The 25,801-nt window shown below is 71.1% G+C and carries 20 protein-coding genes, 1 tRNA gene and 1 pseudogene; 15 read left to right on the top strand and 7 right to left on the bottom strand.

Going from position 1 to position 25,801, the window contains the following annotated elements; genetic code table 11:
- Positions 1-48 precede the first annotated feature (48 nt).
- Positions 49-711, bottom strand: coding sequence for a 5-formyltetrahydrofolate cyclo-ligase (locus KVT45_RS24750; RefSeq protein ID WP_217550939.1), 663 nt, complete (start codon positions 709-711; stop codon positions 49-51).
- Positions 712-772: 61 nt separating this feature from the next.
- On the opposite strand from KVT45_RS24750, the gene galU reads away from it, so the two are divergent.
- The 7 genes from galU to KVT45_RS24715 all read left to right on the top strand — a co-directional run bounded on the left by galU (position 773) and on the right by KVT45_RS24715 (position 6,737).
- Positions 773-1,684 (top strand): UTP--glucose-1-phosphate uridylyltransferase GalU, encoded by a 912-nt coding sequence (galU, locus tag KVT45_RS24745; protein WP_089102179.1) that lies wholly within the window; start codon positions 773-775, stop codon positions 1,682-1,684.
- Positions 1,681-3,003, top strand: coding sequence for a gephyrin-like molybdotransferase Glp (gene glp, locus KVT45_RS24740; protein WP_217550937.1), 1,323 nt, complete (start codon positions 1,681-1,683; stop codon positions 3,001-3,003). The genes galU and glp overlap by 4 nt, the downstream gene beginning before the upstream one ends.
- A 347-nt stretch (positions 3,004-3,350) precedes the next feature.
- Entirely contained in the window at positions 3,351-3,863 is a 513-nt protein-coding gene (gene moaC / locus KVT45_RS24735) for a cyclic pyranopterin monophosphate synthase MoaC (protein ID WP_217550935.1), read from the top strand.
- Complete coding sequence (locus KVT45_RS24730; RefSeq protein ID WP_217550933.1) at positions 3,860-4,408, top strand: molybdenum cofactor biosynthesis protein B; 549 nt, start codon at positions 3,860-3,862, stop codon at positions 4,406-4,408. Before moaC ends, KVT45_RS24730 begins: the two co-directional genes overlap by 4 nt.
- A gap of 20 nt (positions 4,409-4,428) precedes the next feature.
- Positions 4,429-5,100, top strand: coding sequence for a GNAT family N-acetyltransferase (locus tag KVT45_RS24725; RefSeq protein ID WP_217550931.1), 672 nt, complete (start codon positions 4,429-4,431; stop codon positions 5,098-5,100).
- Positions 5,101-5,284: 184 nt separating this feature from the next.
- Complete coding sequence (gene glpR, locus KVT45_RS24720) at positions 5,285-6,559, top strand: gephyrin-like molybdotransferase receptor GlpR (protein ID WP_217550929.1); 1,275 nt, start codon at positions 5,285-5,287, stop codon at positions 6,557-6,559.
- A 104-nt stretch (positions 6,560-6,663) separates the two neighbouring features.
- Positions 6,664-6,737: transfer RNA gene (locus KVT45_RS24715), tRNA-Ala, on the top strand.
- Positions 6,738-6,887: 150 nt separating this feature from the next.
- Here the strand turns inward: KVT45_RS24715 and KVT45_RS24710 are convergent.
- The gene (locus tag KVT45_RS24710) at positions 6,888-7,388 is read right to left on the bottom strand and encodes a GNAT family N-acetyltransferase (RefSeq protein ID WP_217550928.1); all 501 of its coding nucleotides are present in this window, start codon (positions 7,386-7,388) and stop codon (positions 6,888-6,890) included.
- Positions 7,389-7,467: 79 nt separating this feature from the next.
- Between KVT45_RS24710 and KVT45_RS24705 the strand changes: the two genes are divergently transcribed.
- Positions 7,468-8,271: an exodeoxyribonuclease III gene (locus KVT45_RS24705; RefSeq protein ID WP_217550926.1), complete on the top strand. Its 804-nt coding sequence runs from the start codon at positions 7,468-7,470 to the stop codon at positions 8,269-8,271.
- On the opposite strand, the gene KVT45_RS24700 is transcribed toward KVT45_RS24705, so the two are convergent.
- The 3 genes and pseudogenes from KVT45_RS24700 to KVT45_RS24695 all read right to left on the bottom strand — a co-directional run bounded on the left by KVT45_RS24700 (position 8,238) and on the right by KVT45_RS24695 (position 10,373).
- Positions 8,238-9,164, bottom strand: a complete 927-nt coding sequence (locus KVT45_RS24700) for a recombinase family protein (protein ID WP_217550924.1) — start codon at positions 9,162-9,164, stop codon at positions 8,238-8,240. The genes KVT45_RS24705 and KVT45_RS24700 overlap by 34 nt on opposite strands.
- 121 nt (positions 9,165-9,285) lie before the next feature.
- Positions 9,286-9,522: pseudogene (locus KVT45_RS58460) on the bottom strand (recombinase family protein); the annotation flags it as partial.
- A 230-nt stretch (positions 9,523-9,752) separates the two neighbouring features.
- Positions 9,753-10,373 (bottom strand): MerR family transcriptional regulator, encoded by a 621-nt coding sequence (locus KVT45_RS24695; protein WP_217551026.1) that lies wholly within the window; start codon positions 10,371-10,373, stop codon positions 9,753-9,755.
- Positions 10,374-10,583: 210 nt separating this feature from the next.
- On the opposite strand from KVT45_RS24695, the gene KVT45_RS24690 reads away from it, so the two are divergent.
- The 4 genes from KVT45_RS24690 to KVT45_RS24675 all read left to right on the top strand — a co-directional run bounded on the left by KVT45_RS24690 (position 10,584) and on the right by KVT45_RS24675 (position 14,308).
- Positions 10,584-12,116 carry an NAD(P)/FAD-dependent oxidoreductase gene (locus KVT45_RS24690; RefSeq protein WP_217550922.1) on the top strand — a complete coding sequence of 511 codons (1,533 nt, stop codon included), beginning with the start codon at positions 10,584-10,586 and terminating at the stop codon, positions 12,114-12,116.
- Positions 12,113-13,069, top strand: coding sequence for an alpha/beta fold hydrolase (locus KVT45_RS24685; protein ID WP_217550920.1), 957 nt, complete (start codon positions 12,113-12,115; stop codon positions 13,067-13,069). Before KVT45_RS24690 ends, KVT45_RS24685 begins: the two co-directional genes overlap by 4 nt.
- Positions 13,066-13,950, top strand: a complete 885-nt coding sequence (locus KVT45_RS24680; protein ID WP_217550918.1) for an SDR family oxidoreductase — start codon at positions 13,066-13,068, stop codon at positions 13,948-13,950. Before KVT45_RS24685 ends, KVT45_RS24680 begins: the two co-directional genes overlap by 4 nt.
- A 94-nt stretch (positions 13,951-14,044) precedes the next feature.
- Positions 14,045-14,308, top strand: coding sequence for a hypothetical protein (locus KVT45_RS24675; protein WP_254647281.1), 264 nt, complete (start codon positions 14,045-14,047; stop codon positions 14,306-14,308).
- A 79-nt stretch (positions 14,309-14,387) separates the two neighbouring features.
- Here KVT45_RS24675 and KVT45_RS24670 read toward each other — a convergent pair whose 3' ends face one another.
- Positions 14,388-18,110, bottom strand: a complete 3,723-nt coding sequence (locus KVT45_RS24670; RefSeq protein ID WP_308310852.1) for a hypothetical protein — start codon at positions 18,108-18,110, stop codon at positions 14,388-14,390.
- A 564-nt stretch (positions 18,111-18,674) separates the two neighbouring features.
- On the opposite strand from KVT45_RS24670, the gene KVT45_RS24665 reads away from it, so the two are divergent.
- A complete protein-coding gene (locus KVT45_RS24665) occupies positions 18,675-19,214 on the top strand; it encodes a peptidoglycan-binding protein (RefSeq protein WP_217550914.1) in 540 nt (179 codons plus the stop codon).
- Between the two features lie 55 nt (positions 19,215-19,269).
- Here KVT45_RS24665 and KVT45_RS24660 read toward each other — a convergent pair whose 3' ends face one another.
- Entirely contained in the window at positions 19,270-22,662 is a 3,393-nt protein-coding gene (locus KVT45_RS24660; protein ID WP_217550912.1) for a S41 family peptidase, read from the bottom strand.
- Between the two features lie 167 nt (positions 22,663-22,829).
- Here KVT45_RS24660 and KVT45_RS24655 point away from each other — a divergent pair, with 167 nt between their 5' ends.
- Both KVT45_RS24655 and KVT45_RS24650 read left to right on the top strand, forming a co-directional pair.
- The gene (locus tag KVT45_RS24655; protein WP_217550910.1) at positions 22,830-23,435 is read left to right on the top strand and encodes a TetR/AcrR family transcriptional regulator; all 606 of its coding nucleotides are present in this window, start codon (positions 22,830-22,832) and stop codon (positions 23,433-23,435) included.
- 124 nt (positions 23,436-23,559) lie between these two features.
- A complete protein-coding gene (locus tag KVT45_RS24650; protein ID WP_217550908.1) occupies positions 23,560-25,773 on the top strand; it encodes an MMPL family transporter in 2,214 nt (737 codons plus the stop codon).
- Positions 25,774-25,801 lie beyond the last annotated feature (28 nt).

Genomic DNA, 25,801 nt, shown 5'->3' with positions numbered 1-25,801 from the left:
GGTGAAACGGCCCTCCACGCGTGCGTGGAGGGCCGTTTCACATGAGGGTCACGGGGCGTCCGGGCTCGTGAACCGGCGCGTGCCCGACGGTGTCACCACCGCCTGCACCGGCCGGTCGTGCCCCTCCGCGGGCACCCGCCCGACGACCTCCGTGTCGTACAGCAGCACCACGAGCGCCGGGTGCGCGCCCGCGTGCTCCAGGCGCGCCAGCACCCGGTCGTACGACCCTCCGCCGCGCCCCAGGCGGATCCCGCGCGCGTCCACCGCGAGCCCCGGCAGCAGCACGACGTCCGCGCCGAGCACGGCGTCCGGCCCGAGGCGTTCACCGGAGGGTTCGAACAGCGCCATCTTCCCGCCGTGTTGGACGCGGGCGAGGGAGCCCTCCCCGCCGTACGCGCCCCAGTCCAGGTCGTGGTCGGGCAGGAGCGCGGGGAGCAGGACGCGTACCCCCCGCGCGAGCAGCGCGTCCAGCAGCGTGAGCGTGCCGGGCTCGTTCTCGACGGAGACGTACGCCGCCACCGTGCGCGCACGCACCAGCTCGGGCAGCTCCAGCGCGTGTTCGGCCAGCGCGTCGGCCGCCTCCCTGACGACATCCGTCGTCAACCTGTTCCTCACCCCGAGGAATTCTCGGCGCAACGTTCGCTTGTCACCCTCGGCCTCAGGCCCACTGTGCTCCACAGGTCGTTCCCGCACCCTTCCCAATCCGCTCATATGAGTGCCAATTAACCGGAGCCTCAGATTCTCCGCAAAGGCACCGGATAAGGTTGCGGACATGACTCAGTCGCACCCCAGGATCAGCAAGGCTGTCATTCCCGCGGCCGGCCTCGGCACCCGGTTCCTGCCGGCCACCAAGGCCACTCCCAAGGAGATGCTGCCGGTCGTCGACAAGCCGGCGATCCAGTACGTGGTCGAGGAGGCCGTGTCGGCGGGGCTCGACGACGTCCTCATGATCACCGGACGCAACAAGCGCCCCCTGGAAGATCACTTCGACCGCAACTACGAGCTGGAATCGGCGCTCCAGAAGAAGGGCGACGCCGGCCGGCTCGCCAAGGTGCAGGAGTCCAGCGACCTGGCCACGATGCACTACGTGCGCCAGGGCGACCCCAGGGGCCTCGGCCACGCCGTGCTGTGCGCGGCCCCGCACGTGGGCCACGAGCCCTTCGCCGTCCTGCTCGGCGACGACCTGATCGACCCGCGCGACCCGCTGCTCCAGCGCATGATCGAGGTCCAGGAGCGGCACGGCGGCAGCGTGATCGCGCTCATGGAGGTCGACCCCGAGCAGATCCACCTCTACGGCTCCGCCGCCGTGGAGACCACCGCCGACGCCGACGTCGTCAAGGTGACCGGCCTGGTCGAGAAGCCGGACGCAGCGGACGCCCCGTCCAGCTACGCGGTCATCGGCCGCTATGTCCTCGACCCGCACGTCTTCGACATACTGCGGCGCACCGAGCCCGGCCGCGGCGGCGAGATCCAGCTCACCGACGCCCTCCAGCAGCTCGCCCAGGACGAGAAGGTCGGCGGCCCCGTGCACGGCGTCGTCTTCAAGGGCCGCCGCTATGACACCGGCGACCGCGGCGACTATCTGCGTGCCATTGTCCGCCTCGCGTGCGAACGTGAAGACCTGGGCCCGGACTTCCGGACCTGGCTTCGCAGTTACGTAGCCGAGGAGATGCAGCAGAGTTGAGCAACGCCGCGACCCGCCCCGCCGGCCCGGACCACCTGTGGTCGGTGGACGAGCACCTGGAGGACATCCTCACCACCGTCCGTCCCCTGGAACCCATCGAGCTGCAACTGCTCGACGCACAGGGCTGCGTCCTGGTCGACGACGTCACGGTGCCTCTCTCGCTGCCGCCGTTCGACAACAGCTCCATGGACGGGTACGCGGTACGGGTCGCGGATGTGGCGGGCGCGAGCGAGGAGTTCCCGGCCGTGCTCGAGGTCGTCGGGGACGTCGCGGCCGGCGCGGCCGAGCTGACCCCCGTGGGTCCCGGCCAGGCGGCCCGCATCATGACCGGCGCCCCGCTGCCGCCCGGCGCCGAGGCCGTCGTCCCCGTGGAGTGGACCGACGGCGGACTCGGCGAGGGACCGGTCGCCGGGATGCGGGCCCGCAGTCTCGCGCCCGAGGGCGCCGAGGGGCACGTGCGCGTGCACCGGCCGGCCGAGGCACGCGCGCACGTCCGCGCGAGGGGCAGCGATGTGAAGGCCGGCGACCTCGCCCTGGAGGCCGGCACCGTCCTCGGCCCGCCGCAGATCGCACTGCTCGCCGCGATCGGCCGCGGCACGGCACGCGTACGCCCGCGCCCGCGCGTGGTCGTCGTGTCCACCGGCAGCGAACTCGTCCAGCCCGGCGAGGAACTCGGCAGCGGCCAGATCTACGACTCCAACAGCTTCGCCCTCACCGCCGCCGCCCGGGACGCGGGCGCCATCGCCTACCGGGTGGGCGCCGTCGTCGACGACGCCGACACGCTCCGCGCCACCATCGAGGACCAACTCGTCCGCGCCGACCTGCTGGTCACCACCGGCGGGGTCAGCGTGGGGGCGTACGACGTCGTCAAGGAGGCGCTGGCGCACGTCGGCGACGAGGACGAGCCGGGCAGCGGCATCGACTTCCGCAAGCTCGCCATGCAGCCCGGCAAGCCCCAGGGCTTCGGCGCGATCGGCCCCGACCACACGCCCCTGCTGGCCCTTCCCGGCAACCCCGTGTCCTCGTACGTCTCCTTCGAACTGTTCGTCCGCCCCGTCATCCGCACCCTGATGGGCCTCAAGGACGTGCACCGGCCCAGCGCCACGGCGACCCTCAGAGCGGACAAGGCGCTGAGCTCGCCCAAGGGGCGCAGGCAGTTCCTGCGCGGGACGTATGCCGACGGCGAGGTGACCGCCGTGGGCGGCGCCGGTTCGCACCTGGTCGCGGCCCTGGCGCACGCCGACGCGCTGATCGTCGTACCCGAGGACGTCGAGTCCGTCGAGCCCGGCACGGACGTCGAGGTCGTCCTGCTCGGCTGAGCGCTCCGCTGGAAGTGCCGCGATGTGCCGTCTGCCGACTGCGGCGCCGTCGTGGCTGGTCGCGCAGTTCCTCCCCCAGCCTTCGGTCGGGGGTACCCCCAGCGCCCCTTCGGGGGCGCTGCCGAACCGCAGCGGACTTCGCCGGACCCGCTTGGACGGCCGTCCTGGTCGGCCAGGGGGTGTCCGCCGGACGCCGGGGGGTGTCCGCCGGACGTCCGCCACGCGCGCGTACCCGTCCGCCGGGCGGGTCCTGCCCGCTGGTGCGTGCCGCCTTGGCGGTACCGTGTCGCGCACAGCAGGCCCGAGCGCCGCACCGCGACGGGCCAGGACCGGGAGCGCCACACAGCATGACTGAGCCCTTCCGGGGAGACACCCCCGGACCCTCCGTGCCAGACCGACTGACGCACATCGACGACGCGGGCGCCGCCCGCATGGTCGACGTGTCCGGCAAGGACGTGACCGCGCGCACCGCCCGCGCGAGCGGACGCGTCCTCGTATCGCCCCGCGTGGTCGAGCTGCTGCGCGGCGAGGGTGTTCCGAAGGGCGACGCCCTCGCCACCGCCCGTATCGCCGGGATCATGGGCGCCAAACGCACCCCGGACCTGATCCCGCTGTGTCACCCCTTGGCCCTGTCCGGTGTGAAACTGGATCTGTCGGTCGCGGACGACGCGGTGGAGATCCTGGCCACGGTGCGGACGACGGACCGCACGGGTGTCGAGATGGAGGCGCTCACGGCGGTCTCCGTCGCGGCGCTCACCGTGATCGACATGGTCAAGGCGGTCGACAAGGGAGCGGTCATCACGGACGTACGCGTGGAGGAGAAGACGGGCGGAAAGTCGGGCGACTGGAGCCGGGCATGAGCGCCGGGCCGGCCACGGACGGTACCGCCGGCGGTGCGCCGCGCGCGCCGTACCGTGCGCTGGTCGTGACCGCGTCCAACCGTGCCGCCGCCGGTGTCTACGAGGACAAGGGCGGCCCGCTGGTCGCGGCCGGCCTGGCGGGCTTCGGGTTCAGCGTGGACGGGCCGCGGGTGGTGCCCGACGGGGAACCCGTGGCGGCCGCGCTGCGCGCGGGGGTCGAGGCCGGGTACGACGTCGTCGTCACCACCGGCGGCACCGGCGTCTCGCCCACCGACCGCACGCCCGAGGCGACCCGCGCGGTGCTTGACTACGAGGTACCGGGCATCGCCGAGGCCGTCCGGGCGTTCGGACGGGAGAAGGTGCCCACCGCCGCGCTCTCCCGGGGCCTGGCCGGAGTGGCGGGCCGGACGCTGATCGTCAATCTTCCGGGGTCCACCGGCGGGGTGCGGGACGGCCTGGCCGTCCTGGAACCGCTGCTGGCGCATGCCGTCGATCAGATCCGCGGCGGCGACCACCCCAGACCCAGCAGTGGGGGTGCGAGCTGAACAGCCTGTCCTGGCCCGTCGTGCTGGTGGACGGCGACGTCGTCCTCCGGCCCATAAGGGTGCGCGACCAACGGGCCTGGCGCGAGGTCAACCGGCGCAACCGCGACTGGCTGCGCCCGTGGGAGGCGACCATCCCGCCGCCCACGCCCAGCGGTCCGATCGCGCACCGGCCGACCTACCGGCAGATGGTCCGGCATCTGCGCTCCGAGGCGAACGCGGGCCGGATGCTGCCGTTCGTCATCGAGTACCAGGGGCAACTGGTCGGGCAGTTGACGGTCGCCGGGATCACCTGGGGTTCGATGTGCTCGGGGCACGTCGGCTACTGGGTGGACCAGTCGGTGGCCGGCCGCGGGGTGATGCCGACGGCCGTCGCGCTCGTGGTGGACCACTGTTTCCGCACCGTTGGTCTGCACCGCATCGAGGTCTGCATTCGCCCGGAGAACCGGCCCAGCCGCCGGGTCGTGGAGAAACTCGGATTCCGTGAGGAGGGGCTGCGGCCACGTTATCTCCACATCGACGGCGCCTGGCGCGACCATCTCGTCTTCGCGCTCACCGCGGAAGAGGTGCCCGAGGGGTTGCTCGGCCGCTGGCAGCGGGCACGCTCCCAGAGCGCGTCCGCGAAGGCACCGGGTTCGACGGGCACCCCGAACGGGCCCTGGAATCCGCAGAACACCCCAGGGAATCCCGGCTAGCCGAAAAATTGAATGCATGTTCGAAAGTGATCGGTTGTTGACTGTCTCGGGGCATTGAATTCACGGCTTCGGCGGCCTGCTGATCGCATCGGTCACAAAAAAAGCTCGAAATATCAGCCGGATCGTGCGACACACCGGCGCAATTGGCAGATGGCCCCACGCAAACCCCTCTACCGTGTGAGGCGTGAGCAGCAGCGGCCTCATCTACGCAGTCATTGTCGGGGCCTGGGCCGCCTACTTGGTGCCGATGTGGCTCCGTAGGCAGGACGAGCTGAACGAGGCCCGTCCGACGGAACGCTTCAGCACCGCCATCCGGCTGCTGTCCGGACGGGCGGGGATGGAGCGCCGGTACGCCAGGGACCTGCGGGCGCGCTCCGCCTCGGAGGGGGAGCAGGACGCCGGCGATCCGGACGCCGCCACCGACTCGGTGGACGTCCGGGCCTTCGCCATGCCTCCGACCCGCCGTCAGGTCCGGGCGGACGTGCAGCCGGAGGCGCCCGGGCGTCAGGAACCGGCGCGCGACCAGACGGTCGCGCCGGCGGCCAAGTCCCCGTCCACGCCGCCCCGTCAGACAGGCGCCGCGCCGGCCTCGGCATCCGTCCCCGTGTCCACCTCCGCGCCCGCGCCCAAGTCGGGCTCCGCGCCCGCGCGCAAACAGGTTCCGGCCGCACGGCGCGCGCCCTCCGCGCAGGCGGCCGCGGAACGCGCCCGGCGCTCGAAGGCGCTCGCGCGCCGTCGGCGCACCACCGTCATGCTCTTCGCCGCGTTCACGCTGGGCGCGATCGTCGCCGCCGTCGGAGGGCTCGCGTTCCTGTGGGCACCCGGCGTGCCCGCCGTCATGCTCAGCGCCTACATCGCGTACCTGCGCGCACAGGAGCGCCGGCGCTTCGCCTACCAGATGGACCGGCGTCAGGCCGAAGTCGCCGCGCAGCGGTTGCGGGAGCGCCAGCCGCGCCGCCGCCCGCCCCTCGACCCCGAGGCGGCCGCGGACGAACCGGAGGAAGGACCAGAGACCGGGACCGACCCCGGCCTGTCCGCGCTCGCCGCCGACCGGCGCGCCCTTGTCGAGCAGACCGACCACGCCGAATGGGTCGACCAGCAGCGCGAGCGGCAGCGGCGGCCCGGGCACGGGGACAGCTGGGACCCCGTGCCGGTGCCCCTGCCGACGTACGTGACCGCGCCGGTCGCGCCGCGCGCCACCTCCGACGTGGACCTGGGGGCGCCGGACGCGTGGAGTTCGGCGCGGTCCAGTGCCGTCACGCCGGAGCAGGAGACCAAGCCGGCGGCGCCGGAGGCCGAGGCGGAGGAGCCGGCGCCCGCCGCCGACGACGACAAGACGGCCGACGGCCGGACCGACGCCCGCCGCGCGGCCTCCGCCCGCCGGGCACGCGAGCGCGGCCGCACCCCCCTCTTCGACCAGTACGAGGACGGCGACCGCCCGCGCGCGGCCAACGAATGACCTGGCGGAGAGGGCGCGGGGCACCTCGGCACCCCGCTCCTGACCAGTCAGGGAACGGATTTCCAAGCACCCCGACGGGGATGCTAGAGTTTCACTCGTTGCAAGGGCCTGTGGCGCAGTCCGGTAGCGCACCTCGTTCGCATCGAGGGGGCCAGGGGTTCAAATCCCCTCAGGTCCACTGCACGGTGAGACCCCGCACGATCGTGAAGATCGTGCGGGGTCTTCGTCGTTCCCGCTCCACGCCGACCCGGTGGGTGACGGCTGGGCCGCCACCCGGCAGGTCCGCTGCGGCAGTTGCGACAGTTGAGGCCGTTGCGGCCGTTGCGGCCTACAGATCCGCCGATGCGTCCGCCCGCAGGGTCTTGGCGAAGCAGCGGCTCGACTCGTAGTGCCGGTAGTAGCCGAACTTGGTGCACGGTTCGTAGCCGCTGGAGGTGTACAGGGCGATGGCCTCCGGCTGCTTGGTGCCGGTCTCCAGGACCATGCGGAGGCGGCCGGCCGCGCGGGCGTCGTCCTCCAGGGCCGTGAGCATGCTGCGGGCCAGGCCCCGGCCGCGCATCCCCTCGACGACGAACATGCGCTTGAGTTCGGCGTCGCCGTCCTCGTTGCCCTCGCCGTTCTCGTCCTGGCTGCGCCAGCCGCCGGTGGCCACGGGGCGGTCGGACTCGTCGTACGCGATCAGGTAGACGCCGTTCGGCGGCTGGAAGTCGGCCGTGTCGAGGACGGTGGCGTCGCCGCCGTCGCCGTAGCGCAGCTGGTACTCGGCCTGGACCTCGTCGTTCAGCTTGACGGCGTCGGGGTGGTCGAAGGCGACTGGGCGAATATTCATGTGATGCATCGTATATTCATGTAGGTGGTGAGTGTGGTGCACATCCGGACTCCGTCCAGTGTGCCGGTATCGTTCCCGCGTGCTGACTGTGACCTCGGTGAATGTGAACGGGCTTCGGGCCGCCGCGAAGAAGGGCTTCGTGGAGTGGCTCGCGCAGACCTCCGCGGACGTGCTCTGTCTGCAGGAGGTGCGCGCGGAGCCGCAGCAGCTCCCGGAGGAGGTGCGCGCGCCCGGCGGGTGGCACGTGGTGCACGCGCCCGCGGCTGCCAAGGGGCGCGCGGGCGTCTCCCTGTACACCCGGCGTGAGCCGGACCGTGTGCGCATCGGCTTCGGGTCGGACGAGTTCGACGCGAGCGGGCGCTATGTCGAGGCCGACCTGCCCGGTGTGACCGTCGCCTCCCTCTACCTCCCCTCCGGGGAGGTGGGCACCGAGCGGCAGGACGAGAAGTACCGGTTCATGGGCGAGTTCCTGGCCCATCTGAAGGAGCTGCGCGAGCGGGCCGCCGCCGACGGGCGCGAGGTCGTCGTCTGCGGCGACTGGAACATCGCCCACCAGCAGGCCGACCTGAAGAACTGGCGCGGCAACACCAAGAACTCCGGCTTCCTCCCGGAGGAGCGGGAGTGGCTCGGCAACGTCCTGGACCCGGCCGACGGCGGCTACGTCGACGTCGTGCGCGCCCTGCATCCGGACGTCGAGGGGCCGTACTCCTGGTGGTCGTACCGGGGGCGGGCCTTTGACAACGATTCAGGATGGCGCATCGACCTCGCCGTGGCGACCCCTGGGCTGGCCGCCCGCGCCGTCAAGGCAGTGGTGGAGCGAGCGGCCAGTCATGAGGAGCGGTGGTCGGATCACGCTCCGGTGACGGTGGTCTTCGAGATGTGACGCGGACCGGTGTCCTCGCCGAGTGTGAAGGTCAGACGTGAGATGTCCGGTCCGAGGAGCCGTGCCGGGCCGCCACCGCAGTGCCCCTTGCCGACGGTGACGCGGACGATGCTTTCGAGCAGGAGTTCGCGGGAGACCGGCCCATCCATCGACGTGGCCTTGTGAAAGTGGTCGATGGTGTATTCCTCGAGCCAGTCGGAGCGCATTGCGGCCGGGGCGGGACAGGCCTCGCCGCGCGCTGTTGCACGGCACGTGTAGTCGCCGTACGGATACCCTTTGCGTACAGCGAGGTACATGCGCCCCTCGCAACCTGCGCAATGCGCGACGCCGGTGAGGAGAGCGGTCGTCCGGGATCTCGGCCGGCGGGTGCCGTTGGCGCGGGTCGCCAGGATTTCTTGCAAGGCCTGGAATTCCTTGTCGGTCAGCAGCGGTTCACCGACGAGCACCGGGTCGCCGTATGCGTCGCGAACCGTCTGCCCGCCATGCGTCCGGTGTCCCATCAGCGAGGGACCGCGCAGCACCTTGGACAAGGTGCCTGACGTCCACCGGAATCGGTCGAAGTCCCGTCCGTGCCGGCGCCCGCCCGTCGAGCGCCCTTGGAGCTGGGCGTGGCGGTCACGTGGCACGAGTACTCCCGACTCGTTCAGTTCGCGCGCGATGGCGACCAGGGAACGTCCCTTGTGTACGTCGGCGATGATTGTGCGGACGAGGGCGGCCGACTCGGGGTCAGGGGTCAGACACCACCCGCTACCCGAGGGGTGCGGTGCCTTCCGGTATCCGAAAGGGATCAGGCCGCCGCCGTAGCGACCCGCTGCCCGCAGCGCTTCGTGACTGCTGCTGAGGTGCGCGGAGATGGTGCGGGCCTCCCTCTCGGCGTCTTGGGCGAGGTCCATGCACCGCCGGATGGTCGAGCTGTCCGCCTGCGGTGTCACTACGAGAGGCCACTCGGCTTCCGGCATACCGAAGACGAGTGTCCGCCCGTGTTTCCGCCCGTGTGATCAGTTCGACCATGTGAGCCACGGAACGTACGGCACGATCCACGTGAGACCACATGATCGCGTCGAACGCCTGAGGAAGCAGCAGCCAGGACGAGAGAGAGGGCCTTGCGAACGGCGACATCCGGCGAGCTGAGACGCCGAGATCAGACGCCTCGGCCACCAGGTCGAAGCCGAGCTGCTCGGCGCTGTGTCGGATGACTGCGCGCTGCCGGGCCGGCGAGGTCGTCGCGTTGGTGAGACAGCTGAGACGCACGGCGGCAAGGGCTCTTGGCCGCCCGGCGCGGTGAGGATGGGATGGGGTGGGCGGTGTTGCTTGAGGGCTACGCTTGGGCACGTCGACGCTCCTAGGCAGAGTCGGCCGTACCCCGGGGCTGGTCGCACAGCCGCCGGGGCCTTTTCGATCTCACTCTCGGAGCGCGAACATCGGCACGAGGAAGATTCGTCGGAAAGTACCTCGAAGGAGTGATATGTGCGATCGGTGACCTAGTCCCGCTTGCGCAGCCGTCGGTCCAGTGCCAGGGACACCTCTGCCTCCACCACGCTGCGGGCCAGGGGGCGCAGGCGTTCCATGTCCTCTTCGGGGCCGTGGCGCAGGACGAGTTCGGCGAAGAGTTCGGCGAGGGCGTCGGCGTGTTCGCGGACGCTGCGGCCGGCTGCCAGGACCTCCGCGAGCGGGAAGCCCTCGCGGACCAGGGCCGAGGAGGCGTCCAGCAGGCGGCGGCTGATGTGGACGATGTCGTCGCCGTCGGTGCCGAGGTAGCCGAGGTCCATGGCGGCGGCGAGGTTCTCCGGGGTGACCTCGCCCTCGAAGCGGGCGGCGAGCTCCTCGGGGGTGAGTCGGACCGGTTCCTCCTCGGTGGGGGCGCCGACGCCGAGCAGGTCGGCGACGTCGCGGCCCTGGTCGAGGGCTTCCGCGAGCTCCGCGATGCCGTTCAGGGTGTGGCCGCGTTCCAGGAGCGCCGAGATCGTGCGCAGCCGGGCCAGGTGGTGGTCGTCGTACCAGGCGATACGGCCCTCGCGGCGGGGTGGCGGGATCAGCTTGCGCTCGCGGTAGAAGCGCAGGGTGCGCACGGTGATGCCGGCCAGTCCGGCCAGTTCCTCCATGCGGTACTCGCGCCCGCCGCCCTGGTCGAGCCGCTGGTCGGGGGCTGTGGAGGTCTTTCGCGCGCCGTGGTCTGCCACGTGCGCAGCCTATGTTGTACCGCGGGTAACTTTCGCCCGTCCGACCCCTACCCATCGGTACACAGCTGCTCTACAGTCCAACCGTGCCAGTGTTCACTGGCGTAATCGCGGGTGAGGTGTGGAGGCTCCGGGATGGCCCAGCACGAGCAGGTACGGGTGGCGGTGATCGGGTCCGGGTTCGGCGGGCTGGGCGCGGCCGTGCGGTTGCGCAGGGAGGGGATCACCGACTTCGTCGTCCTGGAACGGGCCGGCAGCGTCGGCGGTACCTGGCGGGACAACAGCTATCCGGGGTGCGCCTGCGACGTGCCGTCCCATCTGTACTCCTTCTCCTTCGCGCCCAACCCGGACTGGCCGCGCACCTTCTCCGGGCAGGAGCACATCCGCGCCTATCTGGAGCACGTCACCGACGTCTTCGGGCTCCGTCCCCACCTCCGCTTCGACGCCGAGGTGACGCGGATGACCTGGGACCCGGAGGCGCTGCGCTGGGACATCGAGACCGCCGCCGGCTCCTTCTCCGCCGACGTCGTCGTCTCCGCCACCGGGCCGCTGTCCGACCCGAAGATCCCGGAGATCCCCGGGCTGGACTCGTTTCCCGGCAAGGTCTTCCACTCGGCCCGCTGGGACCACGACCACGACCTGCGCGGCAAGCGGGTCGCCATGGTCGGCACCGGTGCCTCCGCGATCCAGATCGTGCCCGCCGTCCAGCCCGAGGTCGCTCACCTCACCCTCTTCCAGCGCACGCCCCCGTGGGTGATGCCTCGGGTGGACCGGGCCATCAGCGCCGCCGAGCGCCGGCTGCACCGCGCGCTGCCCTTCACCACCCAGGCCCGGCGCGGGCTCCTGTGGGGCATCCGGGAGCTCCAGGTCCAGGCGTTCACCAAGCGGCCCGACGAACTCGGTCTGGTCGAGAGTCTCGCCAAGCGCAACATGGCCCGCGCGATCAAGGACCCGGCGCTGCGCGCCAAACTCACCCCGGACTACCGCATCGGCTGCAAGCGGATCCTGCTCTCCAGCGCCTACTATCCGGCGATCGCGCAGCCCAACGTGGACGTGGTGGCGAGCGGGCTCGCCGAGGTCCGAGGATCGACGGTGGTGGCCGCCGACGGCGCCTCAGCCGAGGTCGACACGATCATCTTCGGCACCGGCTTCCACGTCACCGACATGCCCATCGCCGAGCGGGTCGTCGGCGCCGACGGGCGGACCCTGGCGGAGGCATGGAAGGGCGGTATGGAGGCGCTGCGCGGTGCCTCGGCCGCCGGGTTCCCCAACTGGATGACGATCATCGGGCCCAACACCGGCCTCGGGAACTCCTCCATGATCCTCATGATCGAGTCCCAGCTGAACTACATGGCCGACTATCTGCGCCAGCTCGGCGTACTCGGCGGCCGGGTGGCCCTGGACGCGCGGCCCGGTGCGGTGGCCGCCTGGAACCACCGGGTCCAGGAGCGCATGAAGCGCACCGTCTGGAACACCGGCGGCTGCACCAGCTGGTACCTCGACGCGAGCGGCCGCAACACCACCATCTGGCCCGGTACGACCACGGAGTTCCGGCGGGCGACCCAGCGAGTGGACCTCGCGGAGTACGACGTGATCCGCGCGCTCCTGCCCGGCAGCGGCGGCGGTACCGGCGGCGAGAAGGTCGCGGACGTGGAGGTGGGCGCGTGAGCCGGCTCACCCATGTGACCACCGGGCCGTACGCCCCGCCCGCCCCCGCGCGGGAAGTCACGGTCGTCTCCGCCGACGGCGCCCGCCTGCACGCCGAGGTGCACGGTCCCGAGGACGCGCCCCCCGTCGTCCTCGCCCACGGCTGGACCTGCTCGACCGCCTTCTGGGCCGCGCAGATACGGGAACTGGCCGCCGACCACCGGGTCATCGCGTACGACCAGCGGGGGCACGGGCGCAGTCCCGAGAGCCCCGCGTGCAGCACCCGGGCGCTGGCGGACGACCTCGAAGCGGTGCTCGCGCAGACCCTTGAGCGCGGGGAGCGTGCCGTGATCGTCGGCCACTCCATGGGCGGCATGACCGGCATGGCGGCCGCCGCGCGCCCCCGCTTCCGTGAGCACGCCGCCGCCGTTCTGCTGTGCAGCACCGGCAGTTCGCGGCTGGTCGCGGAGGCCCGCGTCCTGCCGATGCGCGCCGGCGGCCCGCGCACCTGGCTCACGGCGCGCGTCCTGGCCTCGCGCGCCCCGCTCGGACCGGTCACGCCCGTCGCGCGCCGCATCCTCAAGTACGTGACCATGGGCCCCGGTTCCGCCCCGCACATGGTGGAGGCGTGCGCACGGATCGTGCACGCCTGCCCGCGCGCCGTGCGCCACGCCTGGGCGCGTGTCCTCGCGCAGCTCGACCTCGACCACGGCGTACGGGAGTTGCGCGTCCCCACCGCGATCGTCACCGGCACGGCCGACCGGCTCACGCCCCCGGTGCACGCCCGCGCGCTGGTCGCCGCGCTGCCGCACCCCCTCGGCCTCACCGAACTGCCGGGCATGGGCCACATGACCCCGGTCGAGGCACCGGAGCTGGTCAACGGAAAGATCCGGGAACTGGTCACCACGTACGTGACCGGCGCCCCTGAAGAAGCCGGCGCCGACGGGCCCGAGCGGATCAAGGAGGGCTCATGAGCAGGGTCGGTCTCGAAGGACAGGTCGCCGTCGTCACCGGAGCGGCGCGCGGAGTCGGCGAGTTGCTCGCCCGCAAGCTCTCCGCGCGCGGGGCGAGGATCGCGCTGGTCGGGCTGGAGGAGGAGGCCCTCAAGGAGGTCTCCGGGCGGCTGCACACCGACAGTGCGCACTGGTACGCCGACGTCACCGACCACGAGGCGATGAGCCGGGTCGCGCGGGAGGTCAAGGAGCGGTTCGGGAAGGCTGACATCGTGGTGGCCAACGCCGGGGTGGCGAACGGCGGTCCGTTCGCCGACTCCGACCCCGATGCCTGGCGGCGGGTGATCGAGGTCAACCTGATCGGCTCGGCGGTGACCGGGCGGGCGTTCCTGCCGGTCCTCGCGGAGAGCCGCGGCTATCTGCTGCAGATCGCGTCGCTGGCCGCGATCACGCCGGCGCCGATGATGACGGCGTACTGCGCGTCAAAGGCGGGTGTGGAGGCGTACGCGCACAGCCTGCGCGCCGAGGTCGGCCACCAGGGCGTGCGGGTCGGGGTCGGGTACCTGTCCTGGACGGACACCGACATGGTGCGCGGCGCCGACCAGGACGACGTGATGCGGGAGTTGCGGCAGCGGCTGCCGTGGCCGGCGAACAAGACGTACCCGCTGGGTCCGGCCGTGGACCGGATCGTGGCCGGGATCGAGCGGCGCTCGGCGCATGTGTACGGGCAAGGGTGGCTGCGTGGGATGCAGGGCGTGCGCGGGTATCTGCCGGCGATCATCGGCGCGGTCGGGCAGCGGGAGATGAAGCGGTTCGCGCCCCGGTTGCAGGGCATCCGCACGGGGCTCGTCGGCGCAGGTGGGGCGGCCGACGAGGAGGCGCGCGCTACGCACCGTCATTGATCGAAATGCGAGCGTAGTCGGCCCGTGTGAGTCTGGTCGAGGCCCCACTGAGGGCCGATCCCCTCACCCTCCACGGGAGTGAACCCACATGGGTATGAAGGACAAGGCCGGCAAGACGCAGGGACAGGCCAAGCAGAAGATGCAAGAGGGCCAGCAGCAGGCGCAGCAGCGTGGTGAGCAGGCGCAGCAGCGTGGCGAGCAGGCCCAGCAGCGTGGCCAGCAGGCCCGCCAGCAGGGTCAGCAGAGCGGCAAGCAGGCGCAGGAGCGTGGCCGGCAGATTCCTGAGCGCGGTCGCCAGAACCTGGACGACACCGAGCAGGAGATGCAGGACCGGTTCGACCAGGACTACGACGCGTAGCGTTGCGCCTGGCTCGGCCTGACTCGGCCTGAACGCGCGTGGGGCGCCCTTCGTTCGAAGGGCGCCCTGCGCTGCGTCCTCATCCGCATACCGACTGGCGCGCGGAGCCGGGCAGGTACAGGGACCGTTCCCGGTCCGTGATGTCGCGGTGGATGGCGGCGCAGAGGTTGTGGATCAGCCGGGTCGTTCTGGGCAGGGTGACGTTCCACAGTTGTACGGTGCCGTCGCTGTCGCTGCTGGCCAGCGTGTGGCCGTCGGGACTGAAGGCCAGGGACTGCACTTCGCCGGTGTGGCCGACGAATTCGGCACGTGAGTACCCGGTGGCAACGTCCAGTAGCGACACCGATCCGCCGTCGTCGCTGTCACTGTGGCCGGTGGCCAGGGTGGTGCCGTCCGGGCTGAAGGCCACGACGGTCCCCGCGTTGGGGAAGGTGTCCTTGATGCCGGCGGTGGCTGGATTCCACAGCCGTACGGTTCCGTCTTGGTTGCTGGTGGCGAGGGTGGTGCCGTCCGGGCTGAAAGAGGCCGACTTGACGGCTTTATCCGATATGTCGAGGTCTTTCGTGGGACTCGTTGTCCCGGCAGCGGTCTCCTTTTGCGGTATGTACAGGGTGGGCATGACGTGGCCGCTGCCCACGTCCAGCAACCGTACGCGTCCAAGCGCGCCGATGGCGGCGAGTGTTGTGCCCGCGGAGTTGAAGACCAGCGACGGCTCCGTCCCTGCAGCGGGTTTGTTCGGGAAGACCTTCTTCGTCCGGCCGGTGGCGGCGTCTCTGAGTGTGACGGTCCCGTCGTAGTCGCTGGTGGCGAGCGTGCTGCCGTCCGGGCTGAACGCGACTGCCGCTCCTGCTGCGCGAAGTGTCTTCTTCCGCTGTCCGGTCGCCGTGTCCCACAGAGTTACTGTCCCCGACGAGTCGCTGCTCGCCACTGTGCCGCCGTCGGGGCTGAAAGCGATCGCGAAGTTGCGCCCGCGGCTCGGTGGCAAGTGTGTGATCTCGCCGGTTGCCGTGTTCCACAGTCGTACGCTGCTGTCGGGCGAGCGCCTGGACACGGCCCCGACGGCAACGGTGGTGCCGTGTGGGCTGAAAGCCACTGTGGTGGCGTCGGTCCCAGGTTTACGGAGTGTGGCGGTGGGCTGACGGCTGGCGGCATTCCACAGGCGTAGCGTTCCGCTGCTGTCTCCCGAGGCCAGGGTGGCACCGTCCGGGCTGAACGCGACCGAGTTCACCGCCTCGGTGTGCCCGGTGAGAGTGATCCTGGGCCGGCGGCTGGAGACGTCCCACAGCCGTACGCTGCCGTCATCGCTGCCGGAGGCCAGGGTCGTACCGTCCGGGCTGTAGGCCAGGGCGCGGACGGTGGCGCGGTGACCGGTGAGGCTCGCCTCGGCGCGTCCGGTGGCCGCGTCCCACAGTCGTACCACTCCTGATGCGCTTCCCGTCGCCACGGTGTGGCCGTCGGGGCTGAAGACCACTGCCTGCAAGGAGTCCAGGGAGTCGGTGGTGAGCGTTGCCCGGATCCGGCCGGTGTCCAGGTCCGACAGGAAGATCTTCCGGTTGTGGCCGCCCGTGGCCACGGTGTGGCCGTCCGGGCTGAAGGCCACCGTCATTTCGAGGCTGGAGGGAGCGGAGAGCGTGGTCTTCACGCGGCCGGTGGCCACATCCCATACGCGTCCGGCGTCGTTCACCGCCGTCGCCCGGCCGTGAACGAAAGCAACGGCTGCCACACGCTGGTCGGATATCGCGGCACGGCTTTCGACGCGGCGTTTCGCGACGTTCCATACCCGGACGCTCGTGCCCCCCGTGGCGACGAGACGCTCTCCGCTGTGGTCGAAGCCCGGGGACCACACGGCTGTGCCCGTGCTGGGCAGAGTGGACCGCTGACGGCCACTTGCGGCGTCCCAGAGTTTGATGTCGGCGGGGCCGGAATAGTCGTCGCTGCCAGTCGTCACCACCGTCCTGCTGTCCGGGCTGAAGACAACCGATTCCACTGTGTCGGCGTTGGCCGCGATGCGGTGTACGAGTGGCACGCTCGCGGCGGCGTACAGGCTTGTGGTGGCTTCGCGGGTGGGGCTGGTGCGGTAGGCCTGGATCGCCAGCAGGGAGGCCAGGTCCGAGTCGCTGCCCAGCAGGGCGGTGGACTGCGCGGCGAGTTGGCGGGACAGGGCCTGGCGCTGTGCGGTGACCGCGCTCTGGCGCTGGTCGAGCGCCGTGCCGGTAGCCGTGAGCGCCGCGACGAGCAGGAACGCCAGACCGGCGACGAGGGCGCGCAGTCGGCGCGTCCTGCGGGCGGCCTGTCTGCGTTCGTCGTCGCGGGACTGGAGGCTCGCCGCCAGGAAGTCCTTCTCCAGCGGGGTGAAGTGGTCCTGCTGTTCCGCGGTGAAGGTCTCCTCGGCGGTGGCGAGCCGGGTGCCGCGGTAGAGGGCACCGGGGTCGCGGCCGAGTTCGTCCCAGGACTTTGCCGCTTCGGATAAGCGGCGCTGTCCGCGCAGGAGGTCGCGGCTGGTGTCGATCCAGTCGCGCAGCCGGGGCCAGGCGGTGATGACGGCTTCGTGGGCGAGGTCCACGGTGTCGTCGTCGAGGGTGACCAGCCGGGCGCGGGCCAGCAGTTCGAGGATCTGGTCGGTGTCGGCGCCGCTCGTGGGGTTGAGTTCGCTGTGCGGCGCGGGACGGCGGGTGTCCTGGGCTCCCTCGCCGGGGGTGATCAGGCGCAGCAGCAGGCTCCGGGCGAGGGCGGCCTGCTCGGGCCGCAGCCGGGTGTAGACCTGCTCGGCGGTACCGGCGATGGCACCGTGGATGCCGCCGGCGGCCTCGTAGGCCTTGAGGGTGAGGGTCTTGCCCCTGCGGCGGCGCCAGGTCTCCAGCAGGGCGTGGGACATCAGCGGCAGGCTGCCGGGTTCGTCCGCCACTTCGTCGATGATCCTCGCGCTGAGCGCGCGCTCCAGCATCAGACCGTGGGCGGCGGCCGGTCCGACGATCGCTTCCCGCAGTTCTTCCCTGCTCATCGGTGTGACGAGCAGGTTGGCGCTCTGGAGGGCGCGGGCGAGGCCGTGGTGTTCGCCGCAGCGGCCGTAGAAGTCGGCCCGCACCGCGATCACCACGCGCAGGCGGCTGTCCTCGTCGAGTGCCGTCAGCAGGTGCTCGATGAACCTGACGCGCTCGTCGCTGTCGTGGCAGAGGGTGAACACCTCCTCGAACTGGTCGACCAGCACCCAGGTTTCCCCCTCGCCGGCCGCAGGGGTCAGAGCGGGAGCGTGCCGGTCGGCCGGTCGTGCGCCGGGCGTCAGGATCCGGATGGCCGCCGGGCGGGCCGTCGGCGGGGCCTGCCGCAGCGCGGGGATGAGGCCCGCTCGCAGCAGCGAGGACTTCCCGCTGCCGGACATGCCGATGAGCCCGGTGAAGCGGTGCGCCCCGGCCGTCCGGACCAGATCGGCCGTCAGCCGGTCCCGGCCGAAGAACCTGTCGTGATCGCCGGGCTCGAAGCGCGACAGCCCGAGATACGGACCCGGTGTCCCGTCGTCGGGCGCCAGTTGCTCCTGTTCCTCCTCCCGCGCGACCTGGTGCCAGCGCCGCTCCCAGTCGGCGGCGCGCCCGCCGCACGCGGTCGCGTACGCCAGGACCACGGGCAGCGAGGGCAGCCGCTCCCCGGCGGCGGCCTCGGAGAGGGTGGCGGGCGCGTATCCGCACCGTTCGGCCATGGAGCGGTAGGTGGGCCCGCCGGCCTCCTGGCGCAACGTGCGCAGCTCATGGGCGAAGCGCTGGACCGGTCCGGCCTCGGGATCCAGTGGACTCTCAGGACGACCCACGTGAGTGATGCTCCTTCTCAGGGAAATGGGCCCGCGGATTACGCGGATCCACGATGAGGTGCCACGGCCTCTCCGCAACAGACATCGCTCGGCCGATTTCCCGGATCCCTGCCCGTCGGTTGTCCCGCGTTCCCTCCCCCGTGGGGAACGCGGGACAACCGGTCAGGGAGGCCACAAGCCCGCGACCCGGGTCGGCCGCGTTGTCGGCGGCTCCTCCTCGTCTTCGATTGCAGCAGCGCCAGAGTTGATTGACAGGCCCTTTCCGCCCCCGAATCAACCGAGAACGGCCAGGTGGTGCGGGCCCTTCCGGCGCGCTTCCGCCGGACCGCGGACCGCCGGCTCCGGCGGCATCGGGGCGAAAGCGGATCGGGGGTCCGGTAATTCGCCGCGCGTGGGGGGCTGTTGATCGGCGGTCCGGAAGGGGATGTCAATCAACTTGGACCCCACTGGAATAACCACATGGCTTTCGCCGCACGGCAATACGCGGTGAAAGCCAGGAAGCAACGCAGAAGTTGCGAATCCCTCATCGGGAATCGGAATCAACCACCGGCAGGAAGGAAAGTCATGATCGCGTTTTCTTCACGGAAGGTGCTGGCCGCGGCGATGGCGACCGCGGCGCTGACGGCAGGGGCGGTCTCCGTCGCTCCGGCGGCCACCGCGTCCGTCAGCCAGGGGTACGTGGTCGGCGGCGGCTGGGGTGGCAGTGTGCAGGACGACTTCGGGGACGAAGGCCCCCTGGACTCGTCCTCGCACCGCACCAGCCTGGCGACCGCCCTGTGGCAGCAGATCCTGTGGGCCGACGGGCTCCTGCCCGCCTCCGGCGTCGACTGCGACTACGGGCCCAACACCACCGCGGCCACGAAGGGCTGGCAGGCAAAGTTCGGCATTTACTCGGACACGGGAAGCCTGGAGAAGGACGGCAGCGCCGGCCCCAAGACCATGGGCACCGCCGACCAGTGGCTCACCGATCAGGGCAACAGCAGGGACATCGTGTACGACGGCACCGAACACGATGTGACCTTCCGCCGGGTCGGCGGCATCTACCAGATCTCCCTCAACGGCGCCTGGCGGAACGCCTCCTACACCTCCTCCTCCGGCTGCTGAACCCGCTCCTGGGCACCCCGGCCGGCGTCGGCCGGGGTGCCCTCGCGCACCCGTGTCAAGGGGACGCCGACCTCGGCGGCAGTTTTGGGCGGGAGTGGTTCGGGACCTCGCTGTGGTCCGGGGGGACCGCTGCCGGGTGGTCGGTGAGGAGGTCCAGGGCGAGTTGGATCGCGTCGTCCATCTCGACGTGGCGGCCCTCCGCCCAGTCCAGGGGGGTGCGCAGGACCTCCAGGTCGGGGGCGACGCCGTGGTTCTCGACGGACCAGCCGTAGTCCTCGAACCAGGCCGCGTTCATCGGCACCGTGATCACCGTGCCGTCGCCCAGGCGGTGACGGCCGGTCATGCCGACAACTCCGCCCCAGGTGCGCTGCCCGACGACCGGGCCGAGCCTCAGCAGCTTGATCGCGGCGGTGATCATGTCGCCGTCGGAGGAGGTGGCCTCGTCGGCGAGCGCGACGATCGGGCCGCGCGGGGCGTTGGAGGCGTACGACACCGGCTGGGCGTTCCTCGTCAGGTCCCAGCCGAGGATGGTCCGGGTGAGCTTCTCCACGACGAGTTCGCTGATGTGGCCGCCCGCGTTGCCGCGCACGTCGACGATGAGCGCCGGCCGGGAGACCTCCATCCGCAGATCGCGGTTGAACTGGGCCCAGCCCGAGCCGCCCATGTCCGGGATGTGCAGGTAGCCGCACTTGCCGCCGCTCATCTCCCGTACCACCTCACGGCGTTTGGCCACCCAGTCCTGGTAGCGCAGCGGCCGTTCGTCGATCAGTGGGAGGACGGCGACCCGGCGCGGCGGTCCCGACTCGCCCTCGCCCGGGGTGAACGTCAGCTCCACCGTCGTGGCCCCCGCCCCCGCGAGCAGCGGGAACGGCCCGGTCACCGGGTCCACCGGCCTGCCGTCCACGTGGGTGAGGACCGCGCCCTCCCGGATGCCGGTGCCCGCGAGCGGGGACCGCGCCTTGGAGTCGGAGGAGTCGCCGGGCAGGATCCGCTTGACCGTCCAGCCGCCGTCCCGGCGTACGAAGTTGGCGCCGAGCAGGCCCTGGAGGCGCTGGTAGTGCGGCGGGCCCTCGTTGCGGCGGGCCGGGGCGACGTAGGCGTGCGAGGTGCCCAGTTCGCCGAGGACCTCGCGCAGCAGGTCGGCGAACTCGTCGGGGGAGGCGACCCGTTCGACCAGCGGGCGGTACTGGTCGAGCACGCCGTTCCAGTCGATGCCGCACATCCCCGGGTCCCAGAAGTAGTCGCGGATGAGGCGGCCGGCCTCGGCGTACGCCTGGCGCCACTCGGCGGGCGGGTCGACCTCGTGCAGGATGCGGCGCAGGTCGATCCAGACGGTCGTGTCGCCGTCGCCGGACTCGGTCGACGGAACGGCCCGCAGCTCGCCCTCGTCGACCACGACCAGCCGGCTGCCGTCGCCGCTGAGTGTGAACCAGTCGAGGTGGTCGACGAGTTCGGACTTCTTCGCCTTGCTGATGTTGAAGTACTCAAGGGTCGGCCGGCCGCTGGTGTCGGCCGGGTTGACGAAGGTCTCGCCCAGCGCGCCCGAGATCGGCCAGCGCAGCCAGACCAGCCCGCCGCCCGCGACCGGATACAGCGCCGAGTACTTGGAGGCGGTGACCGGGAACGGGGTCACCCTGCTCTCCAGGCCCTCCACCTCGACCGTCACCGCGCTGCCGTCGCCGGGCTCTTCCTCGTCCTCGACGGGGTCCAGGCCTCCGGCGGCCGGGCGTCCGTCCGGGTTGAGGGCGAAGGGGGAGGGGGTCGCCGAGGAGAGCGGGACCAGGTAGGGGCGGCAGCCGAGCGGGAACGACAGGTCGCCGGTGTGGACGTCGTACACCGGGTCGAAGCCACGCCAGGAGAGGAACGCGAGGTAGCGGCCGTCGCGGGTGAAGACCGGGTTCTCGTCCTCGAAGCGGCCGTTGGTGACGTCGATGACGAGCCGGTCGCTGATGCGGGCCATCTTGATCTGCCGCAGCGAACGGCCGATGCCTGGATGCGACCAGGTCAACCATGATCCGTCGGGCGAGAAAGCCAGATCACGGACGGGTCCGTTGATCGACTGGATCAACTCGGTGACCACGTCGTCGGAGCCCACGCCGTCAACAGAGTCAACGTCGGAAGGCTCGGCGGCATCAACCTGGTCAATGCCGTCAATGCCGTCAACAGAATCAACAGAATCGACGGAGTCGACGGAATCGGCAGAACCCTCGACGACCTCAACCTCCTCGGCCACGTCGATGAGCAGCAGCCGGCCGTCGTGTGCCGCCACGGCCAGCCGTTCGCCCAGTGGGTCCGAGACCAGTTCGAGCACCCGGCCCAGTCGGCCGGAGGCCAGCCGGCGCGGTGGGCGGGCGCCGGTCGCCCGGGGCAGGTGGGCGATCTCGACGGCGTCCTCGCCCCCGGCGTCCGTGACGTACGCGATCTGCCCGGTCGAGCCGAGCATCTCCGGGAGCCGCACCCGTACCCCCGGCGTGTCGGCGATGGTGCGGGCCGGGCCGTCGCGATGGGTGAGCCAGTACAGGCTGCCGCGTACGACGACGGCGCTGGCCCGGCCCGTCTCGTCGACCGAGACACCGTCGACGTGCTGGGCGGCCGGCACCTGGTAGGGGCGGCGCCCCGCCCGGGGCCCGGAGAGGTGTACGTCGAGCCTGCGCGGTGCCGCGTCCGGGCCGAGGTCGTCGACCAGCCACAGGTCGCCCGCGCACTGGTAGACGACCCTGGTTCCGTCGCTGGCGGCGTGCCGGGCGTAGAAGGCGTCGTGGTCGGTGTGCCGGCGCAGGTCGGAGCCGTCGTGGGCGCAGGAGTAGAGGTTGCCGACGCCCTCGTGGTCGGAGAGGAAGGCGATCCGGCCGCCGACGAACATCGGGGAGCACAGATGGCCGCCGATGCCTTCGAGCAGCCGCTGCCCGTGCAGCCACAGCCGGCCCATGGCGCCGCCCCGGTAGCGCTTCCAGCCGGCCGGTTCGTGCGGTGGGGTGCCGGTGAGCAGCAGGGTCCTGCGTTCGTCCGCGATGTCGGCGACCTGGATGTCGGCGACCGGTCCCCAGGGCAGCTTGCGGCCCGGGTCGCCGTCGGGGGAGACCTTGTAGGCCCAGGTGAAATAGGAGAAGGGCTGCCCGTGCGAGGCGACCGCCAGGATGTCGGCTCTGCCTTCCGCGTCGGGCGGAGTCCAGCCGCACACCTGGGTGTCGGCGCTGCCCCAGTACGTCAGCTGTTGACCGGGACCGCCGTCGACGTCGACCAGGTGGATCTCGGGCACCAGGCTGCGCCAGCTCGTGTACGCGATCCGACGGCCGTCCGGCGAGAAACGAGGGTGGCCGACCTTGGTGCGGTCGACGGTGAGCCGCCAGGCGCGGCCCGGGGTGCCGAGCGAGGTCAGCCAGAGGTCGTCCTCGGCCACGAAGCACAACAGATCACCGTGGAGGTGCGGCAGGCGCAGATAGCTCACCTCCCCATGCTTTTCCGGGGGAGGGGGGCCAGCAACTCGTGGGAACTCACGGATTTCCCCGTCACGTGAGACAGCACACGTACGAAACGGTTTCGTTTCTGTAGATCGCGGGGTATCTTCGAGATGTACACACGAAGATGCCGATGGAGCAGTGAAGGGTGAGTGGCATGACTGAGGTCGCAACGGCGCGTCGCAGTCGGATCACGCCCGAGCGCGAGGCCGAGCTGTACGAGGCCGTGCTCGACCTGCTCCGTGAGGTCGGCTACGACGCCCTCACCATGGACGCCGTCGCCGCCCGCACCAAGTCCAGCAAGGCCACCCTCTACCGCCAGTGGGGTGGCAAGGCCGAGCTGGTGGCCAAGGCGGTGCGGTACCAGAAGCCGGGTGCCGCGATCGACGAGATCGACACCGGGTCGCTCCGTGGCGACCTGCACGCTCTCACGATGCGCTCGGACGACTGCGAGATGGAGCAGAACTCCGCGCTGATGCGCGCGCTCGCCATGGCGGTCCACGGCAACCCGGACCTCCTGAAGGCGTTCAAGGAGCATCTGATCGAGCCCGAGATGGCTCAGTTCCGCCAAGTGCTGCAACGGGCGGTCGACCGGGGCGAGATCCGTGCGGACAATCCGGCGATCGAATTCCTGATGCACATGATGATCGGCGGATTCGCCGCTCGCACCCTGATCGACGAGCAGCCGCCGACGCAGACCTTCGTGCTGTCCTACATCGACGCCGTGGTGCTCCCCGCCCTCGGCGCACCCGTCACCTGCTGACGACTCCCCACAGCCAGCCCACCTGACGCCTTCGCTCACGTCGTCGGGCCGATCACGCCTGCTCCCCACCAGGCCGATCACCCCTGCCCTGAAAACCCCACGACCTGACCGGGAGTACGCCCTCGTGGCCACGTTCCTCTACAAACTGGGCCGGCTCGCCTTTCGGCGCCGGCACTTCGTCGCCCTCATATGGGTGGCGCTGCTGACGCTGGCGGGCGTCGGCGCGGCCAGTGCCCCCGCCGCCGGCAACACCTCCTTCTCCATCCCCGGAACCGAGGCCCAGAAGGCCTTCGACCTGCTGGACCAGCGCTTCCCCGGCTCCAGCTCCGACGGCGCGACCGCGCGTATGGTCTTCAAGGCGCCGGCCGGCGAGAAGATGACGGACAAGCTCAACAAGGCGACCGTCAAGAAGACCGTGAAGGAACTGGCCGACGGCTCCGAGGTGGTCTCCGTCGCCGACCCGTACAAGGCGAACGCCGTCAGCAAGGACGGGACCGTCGCCTACTCCTCGGTGAAGTACGAGGTCTCCGGCACAGAGCTGAAGGACTCCTCCCGCGACGCCCTGGAGGCCGCCGCCCAGCAGGCGCGCGACGCCGGGCTGACCGTGGATGTCGGCGGTGACGCGCTCCAGGCCGGGGCCGAGGCGGGAGGCGCCGGCGAGGCCATCGGTCTAGCCATCGCCGCCGTGGTGCTCGTCATCACCCTGGGCTCACTGGTCGCGGCCGGACTGCCGCTGCTGACGGCGATCATCGGCGTCGGCATCGGCGTCTCCACCATCACCGCCCTCGCCAAGACGCTCGACCTCGGTGACACCACCTCCACACTGGCGCTGATGATCGGTCTCGCGGTCGGCATCGACTACGCGCTGTTCATCGTCTCCCGCTACCGCGGCGAACTGGCCGAGGGCCGCGACCGCGAGGAAGCGGTCGGCCGCGCCACCGGCACGGCCGGCTCGGCGGTGGTCTTCGCGGGCCTCACGGTCGTGATCGCGCTGGCGGGCCTCTCGGTCGTCGGCGTGCCGATGCTGACGAAGATGGGCCTCGCGGCGGCGGGCACGGTCGTGGTCTCCGTCCTCATCGCGCTGACCATGATCCCGGCGATGCTCGGATACGCGGGCCGGCGGGTCAGGGCCGCGGGCGAGAAGCGCCGGCCGCACGCCCATGCCACCCGGCAGGACAAGCCCGGCCTCGGCGCCCGCTGGGCGAGCTTCGTGGTCCGCCGTCCGGCAGCCGTGCTGCTGCTCGGCGTGGTCGGACTGGGCGCGATCGCCCTCCCGGCCTCCCAGCTGGAACTGGGCCTGCCCGACGACGGCTCGCAGCCCACGTCCACCACCCAGCGCCGGGCGTACGACCTGCTGTCGGAGGGCTTCGGCCCCGGCTTCAACGGGCCCCTGATGATCGTGGTCGACGCCAAGGACAGTGACGCTCCCAAGGCCGCGGCCACCAAGGTGGCCGACGAGATCAAGGGTCTGAAGGACGTCGTGACGGTGACCCCGGCGGCGTTCAACAAGGCCGGCGACACCGCGACGATCACGGTGATCCCGGACTCCAAGCCGTCCTCGGTGCAGACCGAGGACCTGGTGCACGCCATCCGCGACCAGGGCGCCGGCGTCAAGGCCGACACCGGCGCGCAGGTCCTGGTCACCGGCACCACCGCGATGAACATCGACTTCTCGCAGAAGCTCAACGACGCGCTGGTCCCGTACCTGGCGCTGGTGGTCGGCCTCGCCTTCCTCCTCCTGATCGCGGTCTTCCGCTCCGTCCTGGTCCCGCTGAAGGCGGCCCTCGGCTTCCTGCTCAGCGTGCTCGCCGCGCTCGGCGCCGTCGTCGCGGTCTTCCAGTGGGGCTGGCTCGGCGGCCTGCTCGGCGTCGAGCAGACCGGCCCCATCATGTCGATGATGCCGATCTTCATGGTGGGCGTGGTCTTCGGTCTCGCCATGGACTACGAGGTGTTCCTCGTGACCCGGATGCGGGAGGCGTACGTCCACGGCGAGACGCCCGGCCAGGCCGTGGTGACCGGCTTCCGGCACAGCTCGCGGGTCGTGGCCGCCGCCGCGATCATCATGATGTCCGTCTTCAGCGGCTTCATCACGTCCAGCGAGTCCATGATCAAGATGATCGGCTTCGGCCTCGCCATCGCCGTCTTCTTCGACGCGTTCATCGTCCGGATGGCGATCGTCCCGGCGGTGCTCGCGCTGCTCGGCAAGCGCGCCTGGTGGCTGCCGAAGTGGCTGGACCGCGCGCTGCCCAACGTCGACGTCGAGGGCGAGGGCCTGCGCGCCCTGTCCGACAAGAACGCCGGCAAGGACGACGAGGACCGGGAGCTGGTACGCGCCTGACGCAGGGCGCATGACAGACCGCCGGTGA

The organism is Streptomyces sp. GbtcB6, assembly GCF_019091475.1.
Classification (GTDB): Bacteria; Actinomycetota; Actinomycetes; order Streptomycetales; family Streptomycetaceae; genus Streptomyces; species Streptomyces hyaluromycini.
The sequence above is the reverse complement of the archived record's forward strand: the minus strand, read 5'-3'. Positions and strand labels throughout refer to the sequence as shown.

Bases quoted from the DNA above. Each gene is read 5' to 3' on its own strand.
- KVT45_RS24750 (WP_217550939.1), bottom strand. From the start codon at position 711: ATGAGCGGATTGGGAAGGGTGCGGGAACGACCTGTGGAGCACAGTGGG.
- galU (WP_089102179.1), top strand. From the start codon at position 773: ATGACTCAGTCGCACCCCAGGATCAGCAAGGCTGTCATTCCCGCGGCC.
- moaC (WP_217550935.1), top strand. From the start codon at position 3,351: ATGACTGAGCCCTTCCGGGGAGACACCCCCGGACCCTCCGTGCCAGAC.
- KVT45_RS24730 (WP_217550933.1), top strand. From the start codon at position 3,860: ATGAGCGCCGGGCCGGCCACGGACGGTACCGCCGGCGGTGCGCCGCGC.
- KVT45_RS24710 (WP_217550928.1), bottom strand. From the start codon at position 7,388: ATGAATATTCGCCCAGTCGCCTTCGACCACCCCGACGCCGTCAAGCTG.
- KVT45_RS24700 (WP_217550924.1), bottom strand. From the start codon at position 9,164: ATGGACCTCGCCCAAGACGCCGAGAGGGAGGCCCGCACCATCTCCGCG.
- KVT45_RS24695 (WP_217551026.1), bottom strand. From the start codon at position 10,373: ATGGAGGAACTGGCCGGACTGGCCGGCATCACCGTGCGCACCCTGCGC.
- KVT45_RS24690 (WP_217550922.1), top strand. From the start codon at position 10,584: ATGGCCCAGCACGAGCAGGTACGGGTGGCGGTGATCGGGTCCGGGTTC.
- KVT45_RS24680 (WP_217550918.1), top strand. From the start codon at position 13,066: ATGAGCAGGGTCGGTCTCGAAGGACAGGTCGCCGTCGTCACCGGAGCG.
- KVT45_RS24675 (WP_254647281.1), top strand. From the start codon at position 14,045: ATGAAGGACAAGGCCGGCAAGACGCAGGGACAGGCCAAGCAGAAGATG.
- KVT45_RS24665 (WP_217550914.1), top strand. From the start codon at position 18,675: ATGATCGCGTTTTCTTCACGGAAGGTGCTGGCCGCGGCGATGGCGACC.
- KVT45_RS24655 (WP_217550910.1), top strand. From the start codon at position 22,830: ATGACTGAGGTCGCAACGGCGCGTCGCAGTCGGATCACGCCCGAGCGC.